Source organism: Leucobacter komagatae, assembly GCF_006716085.1.
Lineage (GTDB): Bacteria > Actinomycetota > Actinomycetes > Actinomycetales > Microbacteriaceae > Leucobacter > Leucobacter komagatae.
Window position 1 is genome coordinate 2,356,807 of sequence record NZ_VFON01000001.1, and the last position, 21,697, is coordinate 2,378,503.

Sequence of the window (21,697 nt, forward strand, 5' to 3'; positions counted from 1 at the left end):
GGGCAGACCTGACTACCCGCACCTAAGCTGAGGGCATGCTGTTTCTTTTTATCGGTGCCGCGATTTTGAACGTCTACGCCGCGACGCTCGTGATCCTCCGCGCAGCCGTCTACCGCACCCGGCTGTATCGCCCGATGCTCTGGAACATCATGCTCTCGGCGCTGCCGATTCTGCTGCTCGCACTCGCGTTCATCGCGCTCGTCGGGTTACTGCTGGTGAACCGCCTGCTCGCCTTCGCGATCGTCACCATCCTCGGCGTGGCCTGGCTGCTCATGCTGCCGAACGCAAGCTACCTCATCACCGAACTCAACCAGTCGCACCGCGCTGAGGGCGACCCTGTGCCGCTCTGGTACGACATCATCCTCGTGATCTCGCTCGCGATGAGCGGGGTGATCAACACGATCGTGAACGTGTTCGTGGCGCAGCTGCTCTACTCGGTCGTGATGTTCGACGACCGCGCGGTTTCGTTCTTCAGGCCCCGGTCGATGATCGCGCTCGCGGTCGTGCTGCTGCTCGTTGGCCTCGGCATGTACCTCGGGCGCTACCTGCGGCTCAACAGCTGGGACGTGCGGCACCCCACCGCCCTCGTGCAGAAGGTCATCACGCACTTTAGGGAGCGCGGCAACGCGCTCGCGTGCTTCGGCTTCACACTCACCTACGCGCTGTTCATCGGGATCCTGTACCTCACGATCGTCACCCCGATCGTCGTCGGGATGTACGAGCTCGAGCTCGCCCGCCAGTAACCCCGGCGGGCGAGCTCGAGCGTTCGCGAGTTTTGGGACTACCCGCGGGGCGCCTGCACCTCGACGCGACCCGTGCGGCGGCGAATCTCAGCCGCGACCTCGCGCGCGTCACCCTCGGGCGCCGTCGACTTACGGTCGGGCCGTGCGATGAACAGGTAGAGCAGGCCCGACACCAACACGACGGCGAGGCCGATGAGCACGACGTAGTTCTGGAAGAACGTGCCGCCCGAATCGGGCTTCGCGAGCAGGATGATCGCGAACACCCCGTACGCGAGCGCGGCGATGTTCACCACGACGCCGAGGCCACCGAGGCTGAACGGGCCCGCGGGCTTCCAGCCCTTGAAGCGCTGGCGCAGCGCGGCGAGCACGACCATCTGGAACGCGACGTAGATGCCGAGGATCGCGAACGACGTGACGGGCACGAGCAGTCCGTCATTGAAGTAGATGAGCACGCAGATGAGCGCGGGGACGGTGCACGCGACGATGAGCGCGTTCGTCGGCACCTTGCTGCGCTCAGACACCTTCGACAACCAGGTGTGGCCGGGGAGCATGCCGTCGCGGGCGAACGAGTACAGCAGTCGCGAGGCCGCGGCCTGCAGGCTGAGCACGCACGACACGAACGCGAGCACCGTCACGACGAGGAAGACCTTCGCGCCGACTGTGCCGAGCGTTGATTCAAGGATTGCGGGGATCGGGTCAGTGATCTCGCCCGCCACGATGCCCTCGAGATCGGGGGCGGCGAGCACGTAGCCAGCGAACGAGAACAGCGCGGAGACCGCGCCGACAAGGATCGTCATCATCATCGCGCGCGGGATGCGCCTGGCGGGGTCTGCGACCTCTTCGGCGACGTCGCCGCAGGCCTCAAACCCGTAGAACAGGAACAGGCCGGCGAGCGCCGACGCGAGGAAGACCGGCAGGTACGAGCCGTCGCCCTCAGTGCCCATCGTGTCGAAGAAGACCGAGAACTCGTGCTTGCGCTGGAAAAGCAGCAGGTAGAGGCCGAGGCCGATCACGCCGATGAGTTCGGCGGCGAGGCCGATCCTGGCGATGCGCGCGAGCCACTTCGTACCCGAGAAGTTGATCGCGAGCGCGAAGAGCAGCAGGCCGAGACCCGTGAAGAGTGTCGTCTCGGGGGTGAGCTCGATGCCGAACAGGCTCGTGATGAACCCGGCGCCGAACTCGGCGACCGAGGTGATCGTCACGATCATCGCCCAGATGTAGACCCAAGCAGCCATCCACGCGTAGCGGCGGCCCCAGAGCCTGCGCGCCCAGGGGTAGACGCCGCCGTGGATCGGGTACTGCGAGACGACCTCGCCGAACACGAGCGAGACGAGTAGCTGCCCGCAGGCCACGATAACGATCCACCAGATCGAGGGCGGGCCGCCCGTCGAGAGGGCCATCGCGAGCAGCGAGTAGACGCCGACGAGGGGCGAGAGGTACGTGAAGCCGAGGGCGAAGTTGGCCCAAAGGCTCATCGAGCGGTCAAACTTGCCCTCGTAGCCGAGAACGGAGAGGTGCTCGTCGTCGGCGAGACGCGCACTCGGTGGGGTTGCAGACATAGCGATGCCTTGCCTTTCTGATCTTCGTTGATCTGGGCTCTCCCGAGCCCTGAGAGCAGCGTAGAGCCCCAGGCCGGGGGACGCTGCCGCGACTTCGCCCTGGATGGGTCGCGGTGACTGTGCAAGGAGTGCGCTGCGAAACTCTGTGAAGTGTGCTGCGCGTCAGCGCTGAGGCGGCTACCAGCGGTTGCGCACGTCCTCGGCCCAGCCCGTGATCCCTTCGAAGCAGATCTCCTCGCCGGCCGCGGTGCGGAACGTGCCTGCCCACTCGCCGAAGCACTGATCGGTTCTGCCGGCCAGCACGCCAAGGTTCGTGCGGCTACGTTTCACGTGAAAAGGTGTGAACACCGCGTCGAGCCCGCCGCCCCGCACCCGCCAGGGCCGCCGCCAGTGGTCGAGGTCATACTCCCAGGCCGTCTCGCCGTGAATCTTGTGCATCACCCCGTCAACGAAGAACGCGTTCTCCGATACCCCGGTGCCCGCGGTCCAGCGCGCCCCGACCTGCACCCCGATGACCCTGCCGCACGCTCGGCCAGAGCCCGCGCCCCAGTTCCACGCAATACTGTAGGGCCAGCGACCGCGCCCGTGGTCGAGCACGGCCCAGCTCTCCCCCGCAGGCAGGTCGGTCACGGCGCCACCGACCGTGAGCGTGCCCGTCGCTGGCCGGGCGACGTCTTTGACCGTGTACTGGAAGCGGCGCTCGCTCCACGGCACCACGAGGGCGAGCCGTTCGTGCCCCTCGGGCAGCGACGCAATGACGTCGAAGGAGACTCCCTCAATCTCGGCGCGCACTCGGGTTCCGCCGGGCACCTCGTCGATGTCGATCGAGAGCCCCGCCGAGCGCATGCTTGAGGCGCCCCGCTCGAGGGTCGGCGCGAGTTCGGCCCCCCTCGGCGGAATCACGGCGCCCGCCTTGCCCCACTCCTGCCCGGTTTCGCGATCGAACACCCACACCTCGGGCACGCAGGCATAGTCAATCGACGAAACCGTGGCCGCCAAGATGTGGGTCGGGGTGACGACGTTCCAGTACTCCCACCGCTTGTTCCGGCCCCGGCCCGCGCCAAGCCCGCTCGTGTCAATGATGGGCTGCGGCGCCCACCCAACCGCCGCGGGGTTGAGGGTGCCGTCGGGGTGCACGAGCACTGTCGGCCCGGCGATCCGCGGCTCGTCGCCCACCCGCTCAGCTGGGGCCGCGTGTATTGGGACTTCGTCGTCGGTCATGGAGCGAGTCTAGACCCGCCGGTACGCGTGCCCGCCACCCCCAAACGGGTGAGGCCCGACCCCGCTCGGCCAACCTGCGGGAAGCTGCGGAATACTTGAGACTGCGGCGAGCGCACCCCTCGCGCGCGGAGAGGTCACGCATGAGCCGAGCACCGCACCACCCTCGCCGCACCGCGCAGGCGGCATTCGCTGCGGCGGCTGCCATCGCTGCGGCCGCGATCCTTGTCACCGCCGGGTGTTCGTCGCCAGGCCCGGGCCCGGCGGCCTCGGGCGCTCCTGCGGAGGGCCCCGCAGACTCCCGCATCGTGCTCCCGCCAGCGGGAGCAGTTCCCGACTACCAGCTCGGCGGGGCCTACGACCCCGCCCCCGGGGTCGGCGTCGTCGGCCGAGATCGCACGGCGCAGCCCGCGCCCGGCGTGTACTCGATCTGCTACGTGAACGGCTTCCAGACCCAGCCCGACGAGCTCGATGTCTGGCCCGATGAGACGCTGCTGCGGGGATCCGACGGCGAACTGTTCGTCGATCCCGATTGGCCTGATGAGGTGCTGCTCGACACGTCGACCGCGAGCGCGCGTGACGCGATCCACGCGATCATCTCGGAGTGGGTCGAGGGCTGCGCTCGCGACGGTTTCGACGCCGTCGAGTTCGACAACCTCGACTCGTACACCCGCGCCGACGGCGAGCTCACGCTCGAGGGGAATCTCGCGCTCGCGAGCGCGCTCGTCGACACCGCGCACCGGGCTGGGCTCGCGGCGGGTCAGAAGAACTCGCCCGCCGCGGCCACCGCGCTGCGCCGCGACGCCGGTTTCGACTTCGCGGTCACCGAGGAGTGCAGCGTGTTTGGTGAGTGCGCCGACTACACGGAGGTCTACGGCGACCACGTCATCGACATCGAGTACACGGACGCGCTGCCGCGCCCGTTCACCGAGATGTGCGCGGCCTCGGACGCGCCGGCCTCGATGGTGCTGCGTGACAAACCGCTCAGCACACCGGACGACCCTGGGTACGCGTTCGAGACCTGCCCAGCTGGCAGCTAGCGGCTAGTTCGCCGTGAGCAGGTCGTCGGCGGTGGCTCCGGGGAGCGCCAGCGTCACCTGCGTGCCCCAGGGGTCAGCGACGACGATCGAGCGGCCGGTGTCGGCGAACTCGAGCCCGCGCCCGCTCAACCGTGCGGCGAGCGCGTCAAGATCGTCTCGCGCGGGCAGCGTGATGGCGACGTCCGCGAGGCCCAGGCGCGCGGCGCGCGGGCCTGCGCCCTGACTGTTCCAGACGTTCATCGCGACGTGGTGGTGGTAGCCACCGGCCGACGCGAACAGGGCCGAAGGGATTCCGGTTGCCGTCGCCTCGAACCCGAGCGCATCGACGTAGAAGTCGCGCGCCCGCGCCACGTTCCCGACCTGCAGGTGCACGTGACCGACGCTGCCTGCCTGCCGCGCGGCCTCCGCGAGCACCCGCTCGTCGAGGTGCTTCTGCAGGTACGCGTTCGGGTCGAGAAAGAGCGTGTCCATCAGGATCTCGCCGCGGTCGTATCGCCACGCGGCGCGCGGGCGGTCGACGTAGAGCTCGATGCCGTTCCCCTCCGGGTCAGTGAAGTAGAACGCCTCGCTGACGAGGTGGTCACTCGACCCGGCGAAGCGGCTTCTCGGATCCTGAGCCGCCCGATACACCGTCGCCGCGAGGCTTGGTGCGTCTTCGAAGAGGAAGGCGGTGTGGAACAGGCCGGCGTCTCGCGGGTTGAGCTCCGGGAGGTCGGGGGTGTGGATCAGGCGCACCATCGGCACGGCGCCGCGACCGAGCACCCGGTGGACCTCGCCTCCGACCACGCGTTCTTCGAGCGGCTCAAGCGCGAGGGCGCTCGCGTAGTAGTCCCCCATGAGCGCGAGGTCGCCGACCCGGAGGGTCACCGCGTCCATCGCGAGGCCCGCGGAGAGCGTGCGCTCTGGCACCGCTGCAGTGTCCTGTTCCATGATTTCCTTTCGTGGGGCGGACCGAGAGTGTCGCCCCGCCCGACTTGCGGTTCGCCCCCTGGTTGCTTTTGCTAGTTGTTGAGCCCGAAGCCACCGGCCCAGGAGATCTTTTCGCTGGCTGCGAGCGTGAGCTGCAGGAAGCCGAGCGACTCGAGCTCGTGTGCGCGCTTCAGCGATCCTGCATCGACGGCGGCGAGGCCACCCGCGGTGACTGCGGCTCCGAGTGCGCTCTTCGCTGCGGCGTCGTCGCCAGCGATGAGGACCGTTGTCACGGTCTCGCTCGCCTCGCCAACCTTGCCCGACGCGAGCGTCGCTGCGAAGTTCGTGTTGAACGCTTTGAGCACCTTGGCCGCGGGGAGCGCGCGCTGCAGTTCGGCGGCGGCCGAACTGCCCACGGGCACCACGAGCTCGTCGAAGGTCTCAAAGTTCAGCGGGTTCGTAATGTCGACGATCACCTTTTCTGCGAGCTGGTCGCCGTAGTTCGCGACGATCTCGGTAATTGCCGGGTACGGAACCGCGAGGATGACGGTTTCGCCCGAGATCGTCGCGGTGGTGTCACCGCTCGACACGTGCGCGACCTCTGCGCCGCCCGCAGTGAGAACGCCGGCGATCGCGGTCGCCATATTGCCCGTGCCGAAGATTGTGAATGAAGCCATGATGTTCTCCTCCTGTGATCGTCCGGTGCGCCGCGAATGTGCGGCTCCTGGGTCACCCACCCCATTTAGTTGTGGGTACAACTAATATGGTAACCACACTTTGGTTGTACATGCAACTAAATTGCTAGAATGGAGTCATGGCCTCCCTTTCTCGCCCCGAGCGCGTCGCGATCGCGCGGCTGCACGCTCTCCTTGAGCTGCTCCCGACCGCCCTTGACAAGCGGCTCAGCGAGGCCGGGGTTACCGCGTTTGAGCACACGCTGCTCACGGCGCTCGCCGAGCGTGAGGGCAACCGCATGCGGCTCAGTGAGTTGGCGCGGAAGACGAACGCGACCCTCCCCCGCATCTCTCGCGTCGCGACGTCACTCGAGAAGCGCGGGCTCATTGAGCGCTCCCCCTGCCCCGAAGACGGGCGGGCAACGAACGCGGTGCTCACCGCATCCGGCGCCGAGGTCCACGAGCGCTCGCGCGAGCTCTACGCTGACGCGGTGCGCGAACTCGTACTCGAGGGGCTCAAGTCCTTGCCGGGTGATGGCGTTGCGCAGCTCACCGATCTGACGTTGGCGGTGCTCACGAGCCTTGATCCTGACCATCCGCGCCACCCGCGCGCGACAAGCCCGGCGAGCGACGCCGCGGCCTGCGCGGCTGACCCCGTCTGCGCCGCCGACCCTGCCCCCGCGGCTGACCCTGTCTGCGCCGCCGACCCCGACCTCGAAGGCCAACACGCATGAGCACCTCTGACTACCTTGCAGCGAACGAGGCGAACTGGGACGATAGGGCGCCCCTCCACGCCGCCCGCGACGGCTCGGGGTACGGGGTCGACCGGTACATCGACGATCCGGCCGCACTCTCGGAGGTCGTGAAGTTCGACCGCCCGCTGCTCGGCGACATTGCGGGGCTCACCGCCGTGCACCTGCAGTGCCACATCGGCACCGACACGATCTCGCTCGCCCGCCTCGGCGCGACAGTCACCGGGCTCGACTTTTCGGCAGAGTCGGTCGCCGAGGCCCGCAAGCTCGCCGCAGACACCGGCGACGCGGTTGAGTTCGTCCGCTCCGATGTGCACCGCGCGCTCGACGTGCTGCCCGCCGCCGCGTTCGACCTCGTCTATACGGGCGTCGGGGCGCTCTGCTGGCTGCCGCGCATCACAGACTGGGCCGCGGTTGTGGCCGGTCTGCTCGCTCCGGGCGGGACGCTGCACTTGCGCGAGGCGCACCCGATCCTGTGGGCGATGGATGAGTCGGTGACCACCGACCTCGCGCTGCGCTACCCCTACTTCGAGCAGGTCGACCCGCTCGAGTGGGACGATGCTGAGACGTACGTGGAGAGCTCAACCCCGCTGACCGCTACGAAGACGTACGAGTGGAACCACTCGCTCGGCGAGATCGTGACGGCCCTCATTGAGAGCGGGCTGCGCATCGAGGCGCTCGTTGAGCACCAGAGCGTGCCTTGGGAGGCGCTTCCCGGCCAGATGACGCTCGGCGATGACGGCGAGTGGCGCCTGACGGAGCGCGCGGGCGTGGCACCCCTGAGCTACACGCTGCGCGCGGTGAAAACGGCGTAGGTGGCGCAGCCGGGATGCGCCGTTAGTCCCAGCTCGCGCCGGCGGTCGTGCGCTCGCGTTGATGACAGGCGGCGCAGACCGACTCGTACTCAACGGAGCCGTCATCGATGGCGACCTGATCACCGTCGAACACGGGCGTACCCGCGACCTTGCGCAGGTTCATCGTCGCCTTAGAGCCGCACCGGCACAGTGTTCGGATCTCCTCGATCTCATGCGCAACACTCAGCAGCCTCGCGGCCCCGGGGAAGTTGTCGCCGCGGAAGTCCGTGCGGAGTCCATAGGCGATAACGGTAATTCCCACGCGCACGGCGACGTCCAAAAGCTCATTCACCTGCCGGCTCGACAGGAACTGCGCCTCGTCAACGAGGATGACATCGAGCTTCGCCTCCTCAGCCGGCAGCTTCTCGCCATCAACCCAGAGGAAATCGACGGGCCGCTCTACTCCCAGGCGCGACACGACCCGGTCTCCGCCTTTGGAGTCCACCGCCGGCTTCACAATCAAGATCTGCTTTCCGAGCGACTCGTAGTTGTGCCCAACTTGGAGCAGCGCGACGCTCTTGCCCGCGTTCATCGCCGCGTACCGGAAATGCAGTTTTGCCATGCAGCGACTTTACCGCGCGGGGCGGGCGGGTGCCGCCGCGTCGTGGCACCCGGCGCGTGAGCGGCAGAACCGGAGTTCTCCCGATACGAACACCTGTTTCGAATTACAAAAATGTAATTTACGAATGCACGTTCTAGCCGGAAATAAAGCTCCCGCTCAGGAGTCTGTTTTCCACAACCCCTTGTGGACAACATGTGGGTATCTCTCGAATTTAAGCTATGAGTTATTCACAATCTTGGGGATAACGTGTGGAAAGAACCTCCCCGCCACTCGCCTCGGCGCCAGTCGCCCTGCCCGCCGCCAGTCGCGCCGCACGCCCCTCCACCGGCAGAGCCGCACGCCCCTCCGCCGATTCACCCGGCAGTGACCGATGTACCCGCAAAACACACGGTGAAAGCGGGTGAATCGGTTCAAACCGGGCACATCGGGTAGCGCGCAGCGAGGGGCGGCAGCGCCCAGGGGCGGCCGGGGCTACCGGGGCGAGCCGAGCAGAGCCCGCGGGGTCGATGGAGCCGGGATGACGCAGCGGACGGGGCGCAACCTGGGGCGCAGCGGCTGGAGCACAGACCTGGGGCGCAGCGGCGGCGGGAATGCAAAATGCCCGGTCAGATTCTCATCTAACCGGGCATTTTCTTGTGGTGGCGGGTGCGTGATTCGAACACGCGAAGCTTACGCGTCTGATTTACAGTCAGATCCCTTTGGCCGCTCGGGCAACCCGCCTCGGCTGCGTTACCACAACCAAGGAATAACACTACCGGCACATCCGCCTGAACGGAAATCGAAACGCGCCCAATTCTCATGCAAAGATCGATGCATGCCCACGCTGCCTCCTGAGTACACCGTCCACGCGGCCCGCGGCCTCGACCAGCTGCCCGTGCGCACGTTCCACGACATCGCGAAACTTCGGCAGGAGGTCTTCGTCGTCGAGCAAGACTGCGTCTACCTCGACCTCGATGGCCGCGACCTAGAGCCCACCACCGAACAGTTCTGGGTGGCGTTCTCCCCTGGAGATGGCTCCACTCAGAGCAGCAGCACGCCGGGCAAACGCGCGAGGAGCGGTAGCGACGTTGCCGCCACACTCCGCGTCCTCGACGAGAGCGCCACAGAGCCCGGGCTCCGCGCGATCGGTCGCGTCGTCACGAGCCCAGAGCACCGCGGAAAGAGCCTGGCCGCCGCGCTCGTCGAAGCAGTCATTGCGGCACACGGCGACGTGCCGCTCTACCTTGAGGCGCAGTCACACCTGACGGGCTGGTACGCACGATTCGGGTTCGAGGTTGCCGGCGACGAGTTTATCGAAGACGGCATCCCGCACACGCCGATGCGCCGCAACTAGACCAAAGCCCAAATACCAGCGCCCAACCCGGCCTACTTGTCGAGGCCCAGTTCGGCGAGCCTGTCGAGCCAGATATCGGCGCTCGCGTTGTCGAAGGGGGCGCTCTGGGCCCGCACTCGCTTCTCAAGGTCGAGGGCCAGCCCCTCAAGCTGCCGCATCACGTTCTCGGGGTACCCGAAGAGCGCTGCGTGCTCCGCCCACTCGTCACGGTCGTCGACCCAGGTGCCGGCCTCGCCCTCGACGCGCACGACGTCGAGGTCCATGTCTATCCCGGTCACAAGCTCAGGGTTCTCAGACCAGCTGACATCCCAACCGAGATCGATATAGATCCGCATCCCGTCGGGCTCATCGCGATTCACGGTGAGCGCGAAGTCTGGGCTGTTGATGCCCGCCTGAGCAAACCCAGCTCCCTCACCGCGGGCGGGGACGAGCGTGACGTTTGGTGACTTTGCAACCCCGCTGCGGCCCGGCCGAACGCTCGCCCAGCCCGTCGGCTGCCCGACCCAGTCGCCCCACGAGTCAGAGCCGAGGTAGACGCACTCGTGGCGCCAGTGCGGCGAGCCGTCCCACTTTCGCCACTGGAAGACCATCGGGGTGCCTGGGGTTGGTCGCGACGTGTGCACAGGGCGAGTCTAGCGACGCGAACCCTAGTCGAGCAGCGCGTCGAGCCCAGGGGCCCGCTCAGCGAGGCCGTGCCGCTCTGCCCGCACCGAGATCGACTGCTCACGCAACAGGGTCAAGAGCTCGACGGGGCCCGCCATCGTCACGGGCTCAGCCCAGAGCGCGGCCCGGTCGAGGCCGCCCATCCACTCGGCAACGCGAACTCGGTCGCCCCCGATCAGCCTGACGCGGGCCGCCTCGGTGCCGCCCGGCCCGGTCGGCCCCTCGGCGGCGAGCCGTTCGAGCCACGCTTCGTCACGCTCGAGCGAGACCTCGATCCCTTGCGATGCGAGCAACTCACCGACCGCGGGCGGGAGCACTGCGCCGCTCGACACCGTGATCGGCGCCCGCACCAGCAGCGCGGCCGCAAGCACCCTGGCGAGCCCAGCAAGCGCCCCGTCTTCCGCGAGCCGAACGTGCACCGAGACAGGCGCCGTTCGCAGCGCGTTCCGCTCGACACCGAGACCGATGCCGTCGACCACTGCGCCGAGGTCGGTCTGCCAGGTGAGCTGGTCGGCGAGCGCCGCGCGCCGCAGCTCGTCGAACTCTTCGTAGGCGAGCGCTGGCTGCACGCCCTCAATGAGCAGCGCGACCTCGGGCGCAAGGCCCCGCAGGTGCAGCGTGTCGCTCCGCTGCCCCGAACGGCGCTCCCACGACCCCTGGGCGACGAGCCAGTGCGGGCCGCCACCGAGCGCGGGGAGGCCCATGACCGCATCATTCCACCCACCGAAGGGCTGCCGCTCGACGCGGGCGGCGCTGCTCGGGCGGTTGACGGAGAGCGAGGCGGCCTCGATGCCCGCGAGCCACGAGCGCACCTCGCCGTCGTCCCACGACTGGATCCCGGCGACAGCCCCGCTCCCAGCAGAGTTCTGCTGCGCAACCGCGTCTCCGAGCAGCTGCGCCGAGCTGACCCCGATCACGGGGAGCCCGCGGGCGTCGTCCCAGAACGGCGACCCCGGGGAGACGCCGAGCCTGACGCCCGGACGCCACAGGAGGCCCTCGTCGTCGAGCTGTTCGGGCTTGACGAGCCACTCCTCACCCGGCCCGAGCTCGGTGAGCGCCGCGCGGCCGGCCGCGCTCGGGGGCACGGGGAGCGGGCCGATGTCGAAGGCGAGCGGGTCGTCGCCGAGTGGGCGCGCGGAGTCGCCAACACGGAGCCGTTCGACGGCGTCAGCGAGAGCAGACCGGAAGCCGCGCGAGCGAGCCACGCTCGCGAGCAGCACGACCGACGTGGTGGACCCCAGCGAGGTCTGCGTACCGCGGAACGCCGAATCGATGACGTCGGAGATCGCCCGTTCGCGCTCGGCCGAGGGCGTGACGAGCACCGAGCCGCGAGCCGTGAAGTGCCCCTCGACTCGCAGGTCTGGCCGGTGCCGCGCGAGCGCCCGTCCGAGCGCGCGGTCGCCGAGCACAACGGCGCGGTCGACGTGCGGGCTCGCGCCCAGCGCGGCAAACGATTCATCTCCCGAGACGCTCACGGTTCCAACAGCCCCGGGGGTGAGGCCGCCAACCTCCCACTCCTCGACGCACGCGGTAGCCGCGCGGTGGGCGTCGGGAGTCACGGCCCAGAGCGCGCCGGCGCCGCTTCCGAGCACGGCAAGCACGGCGGCAGCCTGTGCGGCGAGCGGCGCAGAGTGGTCACCAACGACGAGCACGAGCCGGTCAGGAACGAACGTCGCCCCACGCACAACCCTGAGCCCGTCGGCGAGTTGCCCGGCGTAGCGCGCCGAGTCGATGATGTGGTTCACGGCCGCGTCGAGCTCGGGGAACGGGGCCCCCGTTCCAGCCGCGAGCTCGGTAATAAGTCTGTCTCGCGCCGCCGCCGTTGCGAGCGCGACCCGGCGAAGCCTCACCGCGCGGCCCTCGTGCCGCAGCTCCGACCACCGGTAGCCTGCGTCGCGGGCAGCCAGCGCGGCGGCCTCCGGGTCGAGGTCGGCCTGACTCAGCGCTATCGTCTCATCAAGCCGCTCCTGGCGCAGAGCGATCTCACCGGCGCGGCGGAGCAACCCCCGCGCCCACTCACGGTTCGCGGGGATGCTGCCGTCTGTGGGCGGTTCGTTCGCGAAGCCCGTGCTCGACACGACCGGGATCGGGCGCTCGGGCGACACCTCCTCAAGCACGACCTCGCCCGTCGCGTTTCGCGCGAGCCCGAGCACCGCGGCAGTGAGCCCGCCGGTGTCATGTGTCGCCGGCTCGTCGGGGGCCCGGTAAAAGAGCGCGCTGTCGCGCTCCGTGGGATCCCACTCGCGTGCGCGCTGCTGCTGGCGGTGGCTCGCGGGGCCAGGCTCGCTCGCGAGCTCGACCGCGCGTGCGAACGTCTCGGCGGTCACCGCAGTTGGCTCTGCCGAAGCCGCCTCGGCGAGCACGCTCACGAGGTAGCCGAGGGCCTCGGCGTACTCCCGCTTCGGCGTGACCGGCAGCCGGAGCCGCACATCGGGCACCCCATCATCGACGAGCAGCCTGGCCCCGAGCTCAGTCGCGAGCCCGCTGCGGAGCTGGAGGGCGAACAGCTTTCCGGATCCTAATCGCTCTGCGGCGGCGATCGCGGCCGCGGCGACGAGCGGATCCTCCGTCGCGATGACGGGCCGCAGCACCGACGCACGGCTCGGCTGCAGCGCGACCTCGGCGAGGCGAAGGAGCTGGGCGAGGCGCTCCGTCGCGTCCTCAATCACGGCGACGGGCAGCCCGCTGTGGATCGAGGCGACGCGCTCGGCGGCCGCAACGTCTCCGAGCCCAATGATGACCTCGACGGGCGCGCCACCGTCGGCGACCCTGCGTCGCGCGAACCTGTGGATCGCGGCGTACGTCTCCCAGGCCTCGGGCAGCTCGGCAAAGAGCCGCACGGCGATCTCGAGCCTGTCGAGCTCCGCGCACGCGATTGCGCGCGTCAGCAGCTCGGCAAGCTGCTTCGCCCACACGGTGTCTCGCGGCTCAACGACGAGCCGCACGCCGTGCTCGAGCGCGGCCTCCAGCAGGGGGCGGATCCGCTCGATCACCAGCGCGAGGTCTGCCTCGATTGTCCACTCCGTCGCCCCGGGCACGAGGCGCGCCGGGTCGAAGGCGAGCTCCTTCACCGCTGGGTGCGCGACGAGCGCAAGCAGCCGGTCGAGCTCGGTGCGCGCGCCCCGCTCGCCAAACACGGAGCCGCCGTGAAGCGCGAGCAGCACCGAGTAGCCCCGCTCACGCTGCTCCCGCAGCGTTTCGGTGAGCGCCGACATCTTGCCGCTGAGCTTCAGCTGCAGCAGCACGCCGGGCAGGCGCGCGAGAAGGTTCTTGCGCGCCGCGGGCCGCACCACCCACGGCAGCCCGAGCGACGCGACGCCACCCGCGCGCAGGAGCAGCCGGTCACGGGTCGGCATGCCCTCGGGTAGCTCGCCCTTGGAGACCCCGCGCAACCCGACCGCGGCGGTGAACGCGTCGGATGTGCCGAAGAGTGAGTCGATGAGGTGGCGGGTGAAATCGAGGCTCTCGGGGCTCGCCGCGAGCTCACCGAGCAGCGTGCCGCGCGCGCCGCCCTCTGGGCGGTCCCCCTCAGCCTCGCTGCCGGCTGACGCCGCCTCCCAGACGCGCACGCGCTGCTCTGCAGCCTCGGCGACAGACTCCCATACCGACGCGGCGTTCACCTGCTCGTCTCCCATGACCCCACTCTAGGGCGGCCTCCTCGCGAAACCCCGTGAACACGCGAGAGCCCCGCGCACCTCTCGGCGGGCGGGGCTCTCGGGCTGCAGAGCCGGAAGGGCTATTCGACCTTCTCGGCCTCTGCGAGGATCGCCTCGGGGATGGTTGCGCCCATCCGCTTCGCGGCGTCTTCGTTCACGACGTACGCGAACTCGTTCGAGACCTCGACGGGCATGGTCGCGGGGTCGGCACCCTCGAGCACTTTGAGTGCCATCTCGCCGGTCTGGTAGCCAAGCTTCGTGTAGTCGATACCGAGCGTGATGACCGCGCCGCCCTCGACGGTACCGGCCTCAGCGCCGATGACAGGGATCTGCTTGTCTTCAGCGACCTGCACGAGCGAGGCGATGCCCGCGACGACCATATTGTCGGTCGGCACGTAGATCGCGTCGACGTCGCCGAGCGCCTCGGTCGCCGCAGCGATGTCGTTCGCGGTGGTAACGGTCTTCGTGACGACCTCGAGGCCGAGCGGGCCCGCAGCCTCAGTCACAGCGTCGACCTGCACCTGCGAGTTGACCTCGCCCGAGGCGTAGACGATGCCGACCTTCTTCGCGCCCGGGGCGACCTCCTTGAGCAGCGCGAGCTGCTCGTCGAAGGGCGCGAGGTCGCTCGTGCCGGTGACGTTGCCGCCGGGCTTCTCGTTCGACTCGACGAGCTGGCCTTCGACGGCGTCGGTGACTGCGGTGAAGAGGATCGGCTTGTCGGTGATCGCCTGTGCCGCGGTCTGCGCTGCCGGCGTCGCGACGGCGAGCACGAGGTCGAGGTCAGAGGAGGCGAAGTTCTGCGCGATGGTGACGGCGGTTGCCTGGTCGCCATTTGCGTTCTGGTCGTCCCACTCAACCTTCACGCCAGCGTCGTCAAACGCCTGCTTGAAGCCGGCTGTGGCTGCGTCGAGCGCGGGGTGCTGCACGAACTGGCTCACACCGATCTTGTACGAGGCCTTCGCCTCGTCTCCCGAGTCGGTTGCGGCGGGGCTGGAGCAGGCGCTCAGCGTGAGTGCTGCAGCGGCGAGGCCGGCGAGCGCGATGCCTGAGCGGCGGAACGAGGTCAGTCGCATAGTAAAACGGTCCTTCGTGAGTGTGCCGCTGCAACACCGCAACGGCAGGGGAAGACGGCGAGGGCTCCGCCGTTTCCAGCATCGTACCGCGACAGGCCCCGGCAACTCGGCACACAGCTGCGCAACAGTTACGCAAACGAGACGGGGCCGGGGCTGGCCGCGGGGCCCACCAGCCCCGCAGGCCCGTCGGCCACGCAGCCCGCCGGCACCGCGGCCCACCGGCCCCGCGGCACCCCTACGCCAGCAGCGCCCTGTCGTCGAAGCTTGCGCCCTTGATCTTCGCGAACTCCGCGAGCAGCATCGGCACGGTGAGCTTCGCTTTCTCCTCGGCGCTTGCTTCGAACACGATCCGCCCCTCGTGCATCATGACGAGCCGGTTACCGAGCTTGAGCGCCTGCTCCATGTTGTGCGTCACCATGAGCGTCGTGAGGTTCCCCTCCGCGACGATGCGCTCGGTGAGGTCGGTCACGAGCGCGGCGCGCTGCGGGTCGAGCGCGGCAGTGTGCTCGTCGAGCAGCAGGATGCGCGGCTGCGTGAACCCCGCCATGAGCAGCGACAGCGCCTGGCGTTGACCGCCCGAGAGCAGGCCCACCTTCGCGCTGAGACGGTTCTCGAGGCCGAGTTCGAGCGACTCGAGCTCGCGGGCGAACTCCGCCCGGCGCGCCTTCGTGATGCCCCGGCGCAGGCCGCGACGCTTGCCGCGCTGCAGTGCGAGCGCGAGGTTTTGCTCGATCGTGAGGTCGGGTGCGGTGCCCGCCATCGGGTCCTGGAACACACGGCCGACGAAGCGCGCCCGCTTGAATTCCTTCAGTTTCGACACCGGCGAGCCGTCAATACTGATCGAGCCCGAGTCGGCGAAGTAGCGGCCCGAGATGGTGTTGAGCAGCGTCGACTTGCCGGCGCCGTTCGAGCCGATCACGGTCACGAAGTCGCCCTCGGCGAGCTCGAGGTTGAGGTCGACCAGCGCGCGGCGTTCGTTGACGGTGCCCGCGAAGAACGTCTTTGAAATCTTGGAGATGCTCAGCACGATTACGCTCCCGTCGTGGTCGCCGCGGCGGGCTGGGGTGTCGGTTCGGGGCGTCTGTTGCCCCGGTTCTTGAACGACGGAATGCGCTTCAGGAAGCCCCAGCGCGGCAGCAGCAGCGCCGCGATCACGAGGAGCGCGGTCATGAGCTTCATGTCGTCCTGGTTGAACCCGATGCGCAGCGCGCCGAAGATGATGATGCGGTAGAGCACGGCGCCGACGACGACAGCGAGGGTGGCGAGCCAGATCCAGCGCTGGCCAAGGAGCGCCTGGCCGAGAATCACGGAGGCGAGGCCGACAAGGATCACGCCGATGCCCATGCTGATGTCTGCAACACCGTTGTACTGCGCGATGAGCGCGCCCGCGAGCCCGACGAGTCCGTTCGAGATCGACAGGGTCAGAATCTTCATGCCGTCGGTGTTCACACCGAACGAACGGATCATCTGCTCGTTGTTGCCCGTCGCCTGGATCGCGAGGCCGAGGTCGGTCGACAGGAACCAGTCGACGAGCAGCTTGATCGCGAATACGACGACGAGGAAGATGAGCACGACGTACCAGGTCTTGCCCATCCAGCCAGCCTCGCGCAGCGGGCTGATGAGCGTCTCCTCGCGGAGGAACGGCAAATTCGACTTCCCCATGATGCGCAGGTTGATCGACCACAGCGCAATCATGGTCAGGATCCCGGCAAGGAGCCCGTCGATCTTGCCCTTTGTGTGCAGGATCCCGGTGACCGCGCCCGCGATCATGCCCGTCACCCCGCCCGCGAGCGTCGCGAGCAGCGGGCTTTGCCCGGCGTGGATGAGGGCGGCCGCGGTCGCGGCGCCCGTCGTCAGGCTGCCGTCAACCGTGAGGTCGGGAAAGTTGAGCACGCGAAAGGTGAGGTATACCCCGAGGGCGAAAATGCCGTATAGAAGTCCAACTTCGATTGCGCCAATCAATTCGCGCCTCCTACTGTGTAGTGTTCATGCTCGTCTGCTCCGGCGTGAAAGCCGAGAGTAGCCCCTACAGCAGCGTTGCCGCAGCCGCAGAGACCTCGATCACCGCGTCATTCTCATGACGCGCACCGATGGAGATGCGAATCCCATCACCTGAGAAGCAGCGTACCGAAACTCCGCGCTTCGCGAAGACTTCTGCGATCCCGTCGCTCGCGGTGCCCGCGGGAGCCCACACAAAGTTCGCCTGCGAGTCGAGCACGGGCAGCCCCGCCGCACGAAGCTCGGTCGTCATGCGCTCGCGCTCGGCGACGAGCACGTCGATGCGCTCCTGCAGCTCGTCTTCCGCGGCGAGCGAGGCGACTCCGCCAGCCTGCGCCAGGGCGCTGAGTGCGAACGGCACCGCCGCCTTGCGCAGCGCGTCGGCAACCTCGGGCTGGGCGACGGCGTACCCGACGCGGAGCCCGGCGAGGCCGTACGCCTTCGAGAAGGTGTGCAGCACCGCGACGTTCGGGTAGCGCTTGAAGAAGTCGAGGCCGACCGCCGAATCAGCGTCGACATTGAAGTGCACGTAGGCCTCGTCGAGCACGACGAGCACGTGCTCGGGGACCTGCTGCATGAACGCTTCGACGGCGGCCTGAGTGACGGTCGTGCCCGTCGGGTTGTTCGGGTTGCAGACGAAGATGAGCTTCGTGCGGTCGGTGATCGCATCGGCCATGGCGGGCAGGTCGTGGCCACCGTCGGCCGTGAGCGGCACCTGCACGGGCGTCGCGCCCGCGAGCTGGACGAGGATCGGGTAGGCCTCGAACGACCGCCACGCGTACATGACCTCGTCGCCGGCCCCCGCGAGCGCGTGGATGAGCTGCGAGGCGACCTCAACCGAGCCCGCGCCGAACGCAATGTTCTCGGGTGCCACGTCGAGTCTCGCCGCGAGTGCGGCCGTGAGTTCGGGGGCCGCAATGCTCGGGTAGCGGTTTACCGACGCCGGGAGGGCTGCGGCGAGCGCGTCGAGCACCGACGGCAGCGGATCGTACGGGTTCTCGTTCGACGAGAGCTTCGCGCTCAGGCCGTCCGGGCCGAGCTGCGCGGGCTTTCCTGCGCGGTAGGAGGGGATGCTCTCGAACCCAGAACGGATCGACACTGACATGAGGGAACTCGCTTTCAAAGAGGCTGCGTCAATCCTACGCACCGGGGAGAGCCGCCCACCACCGCTTGCGCCACAGCTTTCGGCACACCGGCACCGCCTCTGTCGCAGATCAACGTTGGAAAGGCCTCCCCGTGCGGTCTGCCGGCATAACCAACGTCGATTGCATACCAAACGGGGGGGGAGGCGGAACCGGGTTCACCCCGCCTACCCCGCCTACCCTGGCAGGATCGCCCGCTTCTTCGTTCCGATGATCCACCCCACGATGAAGGCAACAAACGGAATGAACGCGAGCATCGTGCTCAATCCGACGCCGCTGCTCGTCACGAGTGTGAAGTTCGAGAGCACCAAGGCCATCGCCCCGATGAGCCCAACGCAGGCGAGCGCGGGGAAGACAAGCGTGCGCCAAGTGCGGCCCTGACGGTGCTCGGGGTTGCGCGCAAAGTACACAATCACCGCGAGCGAGGTCGTAAACATCAGGATCGTCATGCCGACGGTCGCGACCCCCGCCATCGATCCGAAGACCCCGACGAGTGGGTCGACGCCAAAGAGCGCGAACACCGCAAGCACGGCGAGCGCCGTGCCAGACTGCACGAGCGACGAGGTCGAGGGTGACTCGTGCTTCGGGTGGATCTGCGCCAGGCGCGCCGGCAGCACCTTGAGGCCCGCAAGCACGAACTGGTACCGCGCGATGACGTTGTGGAACGAAAGCACACAGGCAAAGAGGCTGGTGAGCAGCAGCACGTTGACAATGTCGCGACCGATGCGGCCGAGGTAGTCGTTCGTGGTGTCGAGCAGCATGTTGCCCTCACCAGCGAGGGTGCGCTGGGCGACGTCGAGCACGGAGTCTGGCCCGATCGCGACGACGAACGCCCAGCAGGTGAAGGCGTAGAACCCGCCGATAATGAGCACCGAGATGTACGTGGCCCTCGGCACAGTCCGCTCGGGGTTGCGCGCTTCGTCGCGGAACACCGCGGTCGATTCGAACCCGATGAAGCCGGTGAGCGCAAACAGAATCGCGACGCTGATCGCCCCGTTGAGGAACGTGCTCGGCGCGAACGATTCGAACGTGATGCCCGCGGGGCCGGGCTGGACGATGATTGCGAGGTCAAGGAGCACAACGATGCTGATCTCCGCCACGAGGGCGATGCCGAGCACCTTCGCGCTCAGGTTAATGTGCCGGTACCCCAGGAACGCAACGATGAGCAACGTCACGAGCGAGTACAGCGGCCACGGAATGCTGGGGCCGCCGTAGAACCTGATCGTGTCGTCGATAGCCCAGCCGATGTAGCCGTAGATTCCAGCCTGGATGGCGGTGTAGGCGACGAGAGCGACGACGGCGATCCCCATCCCCGGCCGTTTGCCGAGTCCGAGCGTGACGTACGAGAAGAACGCGCCCGCCTGCTTCACATGCGGCGTCATCGCGACGAACCCGATCGAGAACACCAACAGCAGCAGTGCGGCGATGAGGAATCCGACGGGCGCGCCCGCGCCGTTCCCAAGGCCGATGCCAAGCGGCATGTTGCCACCGATGACGGTGAGGGGCGCGGCGGCCGCGACGACCATGAATACGATCCCGGCTGTGCCGAGGCGTCCCTGCAGTCGTTGCGGTTGCTCTGGTTGCTTCGTGTGACTCATAGCGGCTCCTTTGTCGCTGGGAAGGTGAATCGTTGGGTTAGTGGCCGTCTGCCCGCGGCCCCGCAGACATGGCCCGCTTGAGCATGTCGTGGTCAATCGCATGGGCGGTGACCCCGAACGGGCCGGTGAGGGTGTTCGCGGCCACCATGCAGTTGAGGATTGCCTCCTCTGTCGCCTCGATAACAAGGTCGAAGAATGCCGTCATCAGCTGCGGTGCCATCATCGAGACATCGATCTTGGCGCGCTCGGTCGCCGCATTCTCGTCCCAGGCGTACGGTGGGATGCCGCGGTTGCCCGTCGAGAATGCGATCATCAGGTCGCCGCTGTACTGCTCGCCAGCACCACCCATCTTGCCGACCCCAAGCGCGGCGCGCTGCGCAAGCCTGTCGAGCTGGTGAGGGAGGAAGGGGGCGTCGGTCGCGACGACAACGACAATGGATCCTGATCCTGGTTCGTAGTGCCGCGGTGTCTCCGGCAGGGGCACTGCGTCCGCGCCGATGATGGCGCCGACGGGCACGCCGTTCACGCTGAGCCGTTCGCGCCTGCCGTGGTTAGCCTGCACGAACACTCCCAGCGTGAAGGTACCCGCCGACGTCTCGATGGTCCGCGATGACGTACCTGACCCTCCCTTGAACTCGTGGCAGATCATGCCCGTCCCGCCGCCGGTGTTGCCCTCGGCTGGGAGCTCCGAGGTCGCACTACGAAGCGCCTTAAACAGGTGCTCTTCGGTCACGTGGTGACCGTTGATCTCATTGAGCTGTCCGTCGTAGGTCTCGGCGACAACGGGGAGGCACCAGTAGCTGCCGGGCCCGCGCTTCGCTACCTGCTCTTTCACGAGCGCGTCGCGCACGACCCCGAGGCTGTGGGTGTTGGTGAGCGCGATTGGTGAGGTGAGCTCGCCGGACTCGCGCACCCACTCAAGCCCCGTCATCTCGCCGCTGCCGTTGAGGCGGTGGGTGCCCGCGAACACGGGTTCGTCCCAGATGCCGTCGTGGGGAACGATGACGGTGACTCCGGTGTTGACCGCTGACGGCTCCCCCGCCGTTTCCACACCACCGAGCGTCACCATCCCCACCGTTACGCCCGGAACGTCAGTGATCGAATTCTGTGGGCCGGTCGGGTTCTTCCCGATCGTGATGCCAAGGTCGCGTGCTCGCATGTACTCATCCTCAAGTTATTTGCACTGTAGGAAAATAATGAGCCTTTGCGGGCAGAAACGCAAGGGGTAGCCGGAAACCGCCCCGCTTCTCGCTACGCTGGGGGCAACACTGTCGTCTGAATGGGAGGAGCCAGGTGGCGCGACCAAACACCCAGGCCCAACGCCGTGAAGACATCCATCAGGCGGCGATCACGCTCGTCGGGCGATCAGACCTGGCCCAGATCACCATTCCCGAGATTGCCGCGACTCTCGGGGTCACCGCGAACGCGGTCAGGTACTACTACCCCGACATCGAAACGCTCATCGCAGAGCTCGCGCAGCGCTCTGACAAGCGCTTCTATCACGACAGGCTCGCACTCCTTGAGGAGCACTCTGACCCCGCGGTGCGGCTCGAACAGCTCATGAGCGCGGGGCTGCCGACCGGGCCAGAAGACGCCGAGTGGCGGGTCATCTGGATGGCCATTCTCGACGCCGGCTTCAACCTCCAGAACCGCTCCGATGTGCAGTCCATCTACCACCGCCAGGTCGGGCTTTACGCGTCGGTGCTCGCGGACGGCGAGGCACGCGGCGTGTTCCAGCTGCGGCAGGACGCGCACGAGATTGCAATGACCCTCATGTCGATGGAGGACTACCTGGGGTATCGCATCGTCGCCAGGGATCCGCAGATCAGCCGTAACATTGCACTCAACCTCATGCGCGGCTACGCCGACTCGGTCACGAACCTGGGCGCGCCCGCCGCTTAGCTCGACAGGCCGGCTGCAGTT

At 67.8% G+C, this 21,697-nt stretch carries 19 protein-coding genes and 1 tRNA gene; 6 read left to right on the top strand and 14 right to left on the bottom strand.

From position 1 onward, the window contains the following. Positions 1-35: 35 nt before the first annotated feature. The gene (locus tag FB468_RS10750) at positions 36-743 is read left to right on the top strand and encodes a DUF1361 domain-containing protein (RefSeq protein WP_141887333.1); all 708 of its coding nucleotides are present in this window, start codon (positions 36-38) and stop codon (positions 741-743) included. Between the two features lie 38 nt (positions 744-781). Here the strand turns inward: FB468_RS10750 and FB468_RS10755 are convergent, their stop codons facing one another. Both FB468_RS10755 and FB468_RS10760 read right to left on the bottom strand, forming a co-directional pair. Next, positions 782-2,302 (bottom strand): APC family permease, encoded by a 1,521-nt coding sequence (locus FB468_RS10755; RefSeq protein ID WP_141887334.1) that lies wholly within the window; start codon positions 2,300-2,302, stop codon positions 782-784. Between the two features lie 177 nt (positions 2,303-2,479). Next, the gene (locus FB468_RS10760) at positions 2,480-3,523 is read right to left on the bottom strand and encodes a DUF2804 domain-containing protein (protein ID WP_141887335.1); all 1,044 of its coding nucleotides are present in this window, start codon (positions 3,521-3,523) and stop codon (positions 2,480-2,482) included. Positions 3,524-3,663: 140 nt separating this feature from the next. Here FB468_RS10760 and FB468_RS10765 point away from each other — a divergent pair, with 140 nt between their 5' ends. After that, the gene (locus FB468_RS10765) at positions 3,664-4,560 is read left to right on the top strand and encodes an endo alpha-1,4 polygalactosaminidase (protein ID WP_141887336.1); all 897 of its coding nucleotides are present in this window, start codon (positions 3,664-3,666) and stop codon (positions 4,558-4,560) included. Between the two features lie 3 nt (positions 4,561-4,563). Here the strand turns inward: FB468_RS10765 and FB468_RS10770 are convergent, their stop codons facing one another. Both FB468_RS10770 and FB468_RS10775 read right to left on the bottom strand, forming a co-directional pair. Further along, positions 4,564-5,490, bottom strand: a complete 927-nt coding sequence (locus tag FB468_RS10770) for a VOC family protein (protein WP_141887337.1) — start codon at positions 5,488-5,490, stop codon at positions 4,564-4,566. A 71-nt stretch (positions 5,491-5,561) separates the two neighbouring features. Then, positions 5,562-6,146, bottom strand: coding sequence for an NADPH-dependent F420 reductase (locus FB468_RS10775; protein ID WP_141887338.1), 585 nt, complete (start codon positions 6,144-6,146; stop codon positions 5,562-5,564). Positions 6,147-6,283: 137 nt separating this feature from the next. Between FB468_RS10775 and FB468_RS10780 the strand changes: the two genes are divergently transcribed. Next, positions 6,284-6,877 (top strand): MarR family winged helix-turn-helix transcriptional regulator, encoded by a 594-nt coding sequence (locus tag FB468_RS10780; RefSeq protein ID WP_141887339.1) that lies wholly within the window; start codon positions 6,284-6,286, stop codon positions 6,875-6,877. Then, positions 6,874-7,710 (top strand): class I SAM-dependent methyltransferase, encoded by an 837-nt coding sequence (locus FB468_RS10785; protein WP_141887340.1) that lies wholly within the window; start codon positions 6,874-6,876, stop codon positions 7,708-7,710. Before FB468_RS10780 ends, FB468_RS10785 begins: the two co-directional genes overlap by 4 nt. A gap of 22 nt (positions 7,711-7,732) precedes the next feature. On the opposite strand, the gene FB468_RS10790 is transcribed toward FB468_RS10785, so the two are convergent. Next, positions 7,733-8,311, bottom strand: coding sequence for a thymidine kinase (locus FB468_RS10790; protein WP_141887341.1), 579 nt, complete (start codon positions 8,309-8,311; stop codon positions 7,733-7,735). Positions 8,312-8,947: 636 nt separating this feature from the next. After that, a tRNA-Tyr gene (locus FB468_RS10795) sits at positions 8,948-9,031 on the bottom strand. Between the two features lie 94 nt (positions 9,032-9,125). On the opposite strand from FB468_RS10795, the gene FB468_RS10800 reads away from it, so the two are divergent. Then, the gene (locus FB468_RS10800; protein ID WP_141887342.1) at positions 9,126-9,644 is read left to right on the top strand and encodes a GNAT family N-acetyltransferase; all 519 of its coding nucleotides are present in this window, start codon (positions 9,126-9,128) and stop codon (positions 9,642-9,644) included. A gap of 32 nt (positions 9,645-9,676) precedes the next feature. Here FB468_RS10800 and FB468_RS10805 read toward each other — a convergent pair whose 3' ends face one another. The 8 genes from FB468_RS10805 to FB468_RS10840 form a co-directional block, all read right to left on the bottom strand. Next, positions 9,677-10,267, bottom strand: coding sequence for a DUF402 domain-containing protein (locus FB468_RS10805; protein WP_141887343.1), 591 nt, complete (start codon positions 10,265-10,267; stop codon positions 9,677-9,679). A gap of 24 nt (positions 10,268-10,291) precedes the next feature. Further along, entirely contained in the window at positions 10,292-13,942 is a 3,651-nt protein-coding gene (locus FB468_RS10810) for an aldehyde dehydrogenase family protein (protein WP_141887344.1), read from the bottom strand. Between the two features lie 101 nt (positions 13,943-14,043). Further along, positions 14,044-15,036, bottom strand: coding sequence for an ABC transporter substrate-binding protein (locus FB468_RS10815; RefSeq protein ID WP_141887345.1), 993 nt, complete (start codon positions 15,034-15,036; stop codon positions 14,044-14,046). Positions 15,037-15,271: 235 nt separating this feature from the next. Continuing rightward, entirely contained in the window at positions 15,272-16,063 is a 792-nt protein-coding gene (locus FB468_RS10820) for an ABC transporter ATP-binding protein (protein WP_141887346.1), read from the bottom strand. A 2-nt stretch (positions 16,064-16,065) separates the two neighbouring features. After that, positions 16,066-16,998 carry an ABC transporter permease gene (locus FB468_RS10825; protein ID WP_141887347.1) on the bottom strand — a complete coding sequence of 311 codons (933 nt, stop codon included), beginning with the start codon at positions 16,996-16,998 and terminating at the stop codon, positions 16,066-16,068. Positions 16,999-17,062: 64 nt separating this feature from the next. Then, a complete protein-coding gene (gene hisC, locus FB468_RS10830; RefSeq protein WP_141887348.1) occupies positions 17,063-18,139 on the bottom strand; it encodes a histidinol-phosphate transaminase in 1,077 nt (358 codons plus the stop codon). Positions 18,140-18,352: 213 nt separating this feature from the next. After that, positions 18,353-19,774, bottom strand: a complete 1,422-nt coding sequence (locus tag FB468_RS10835; RefSeq protein ID WP_141887349.1) for an APC family permease — start codon at positions 19,772-19,774, stop codon at positions 18,353-18,355. Between the two features lie 37 nt (positions 19,775-19,811). Further along, positions 19,812-20,933 carry a DmpA family aminopeptidase gene (locus FB468_RS10840; protein ID WP_141887350.1) on the bottom strand — a complete coding sequence of 374 codons (1,122 nt, stop codon included), beginning with the start codon at positions 20,931-20,933 and terminating at the stop codon, positions 19,812-19,814. 134 nt (positions 20,934-21,067) lie between these two features. Here FB468_RS10840 and FB468_RS10845 point away from each other — a divergent pair, with 134 nt between their 5' ends. Further along, positions 21,068-21,676: a TetR/AcrR family transcriptional regulator gene (locus FB468_RS10845; protein WP_141887351.1), complete on the top strand. Its 609-nt coding sequence runs from the start codon at positions 21,068-21,070 to the stop codon at positions 21,674-21,676. The last annotated feature ends 21 nt before the right edge of the window (positions 21,677-21,697 follow it).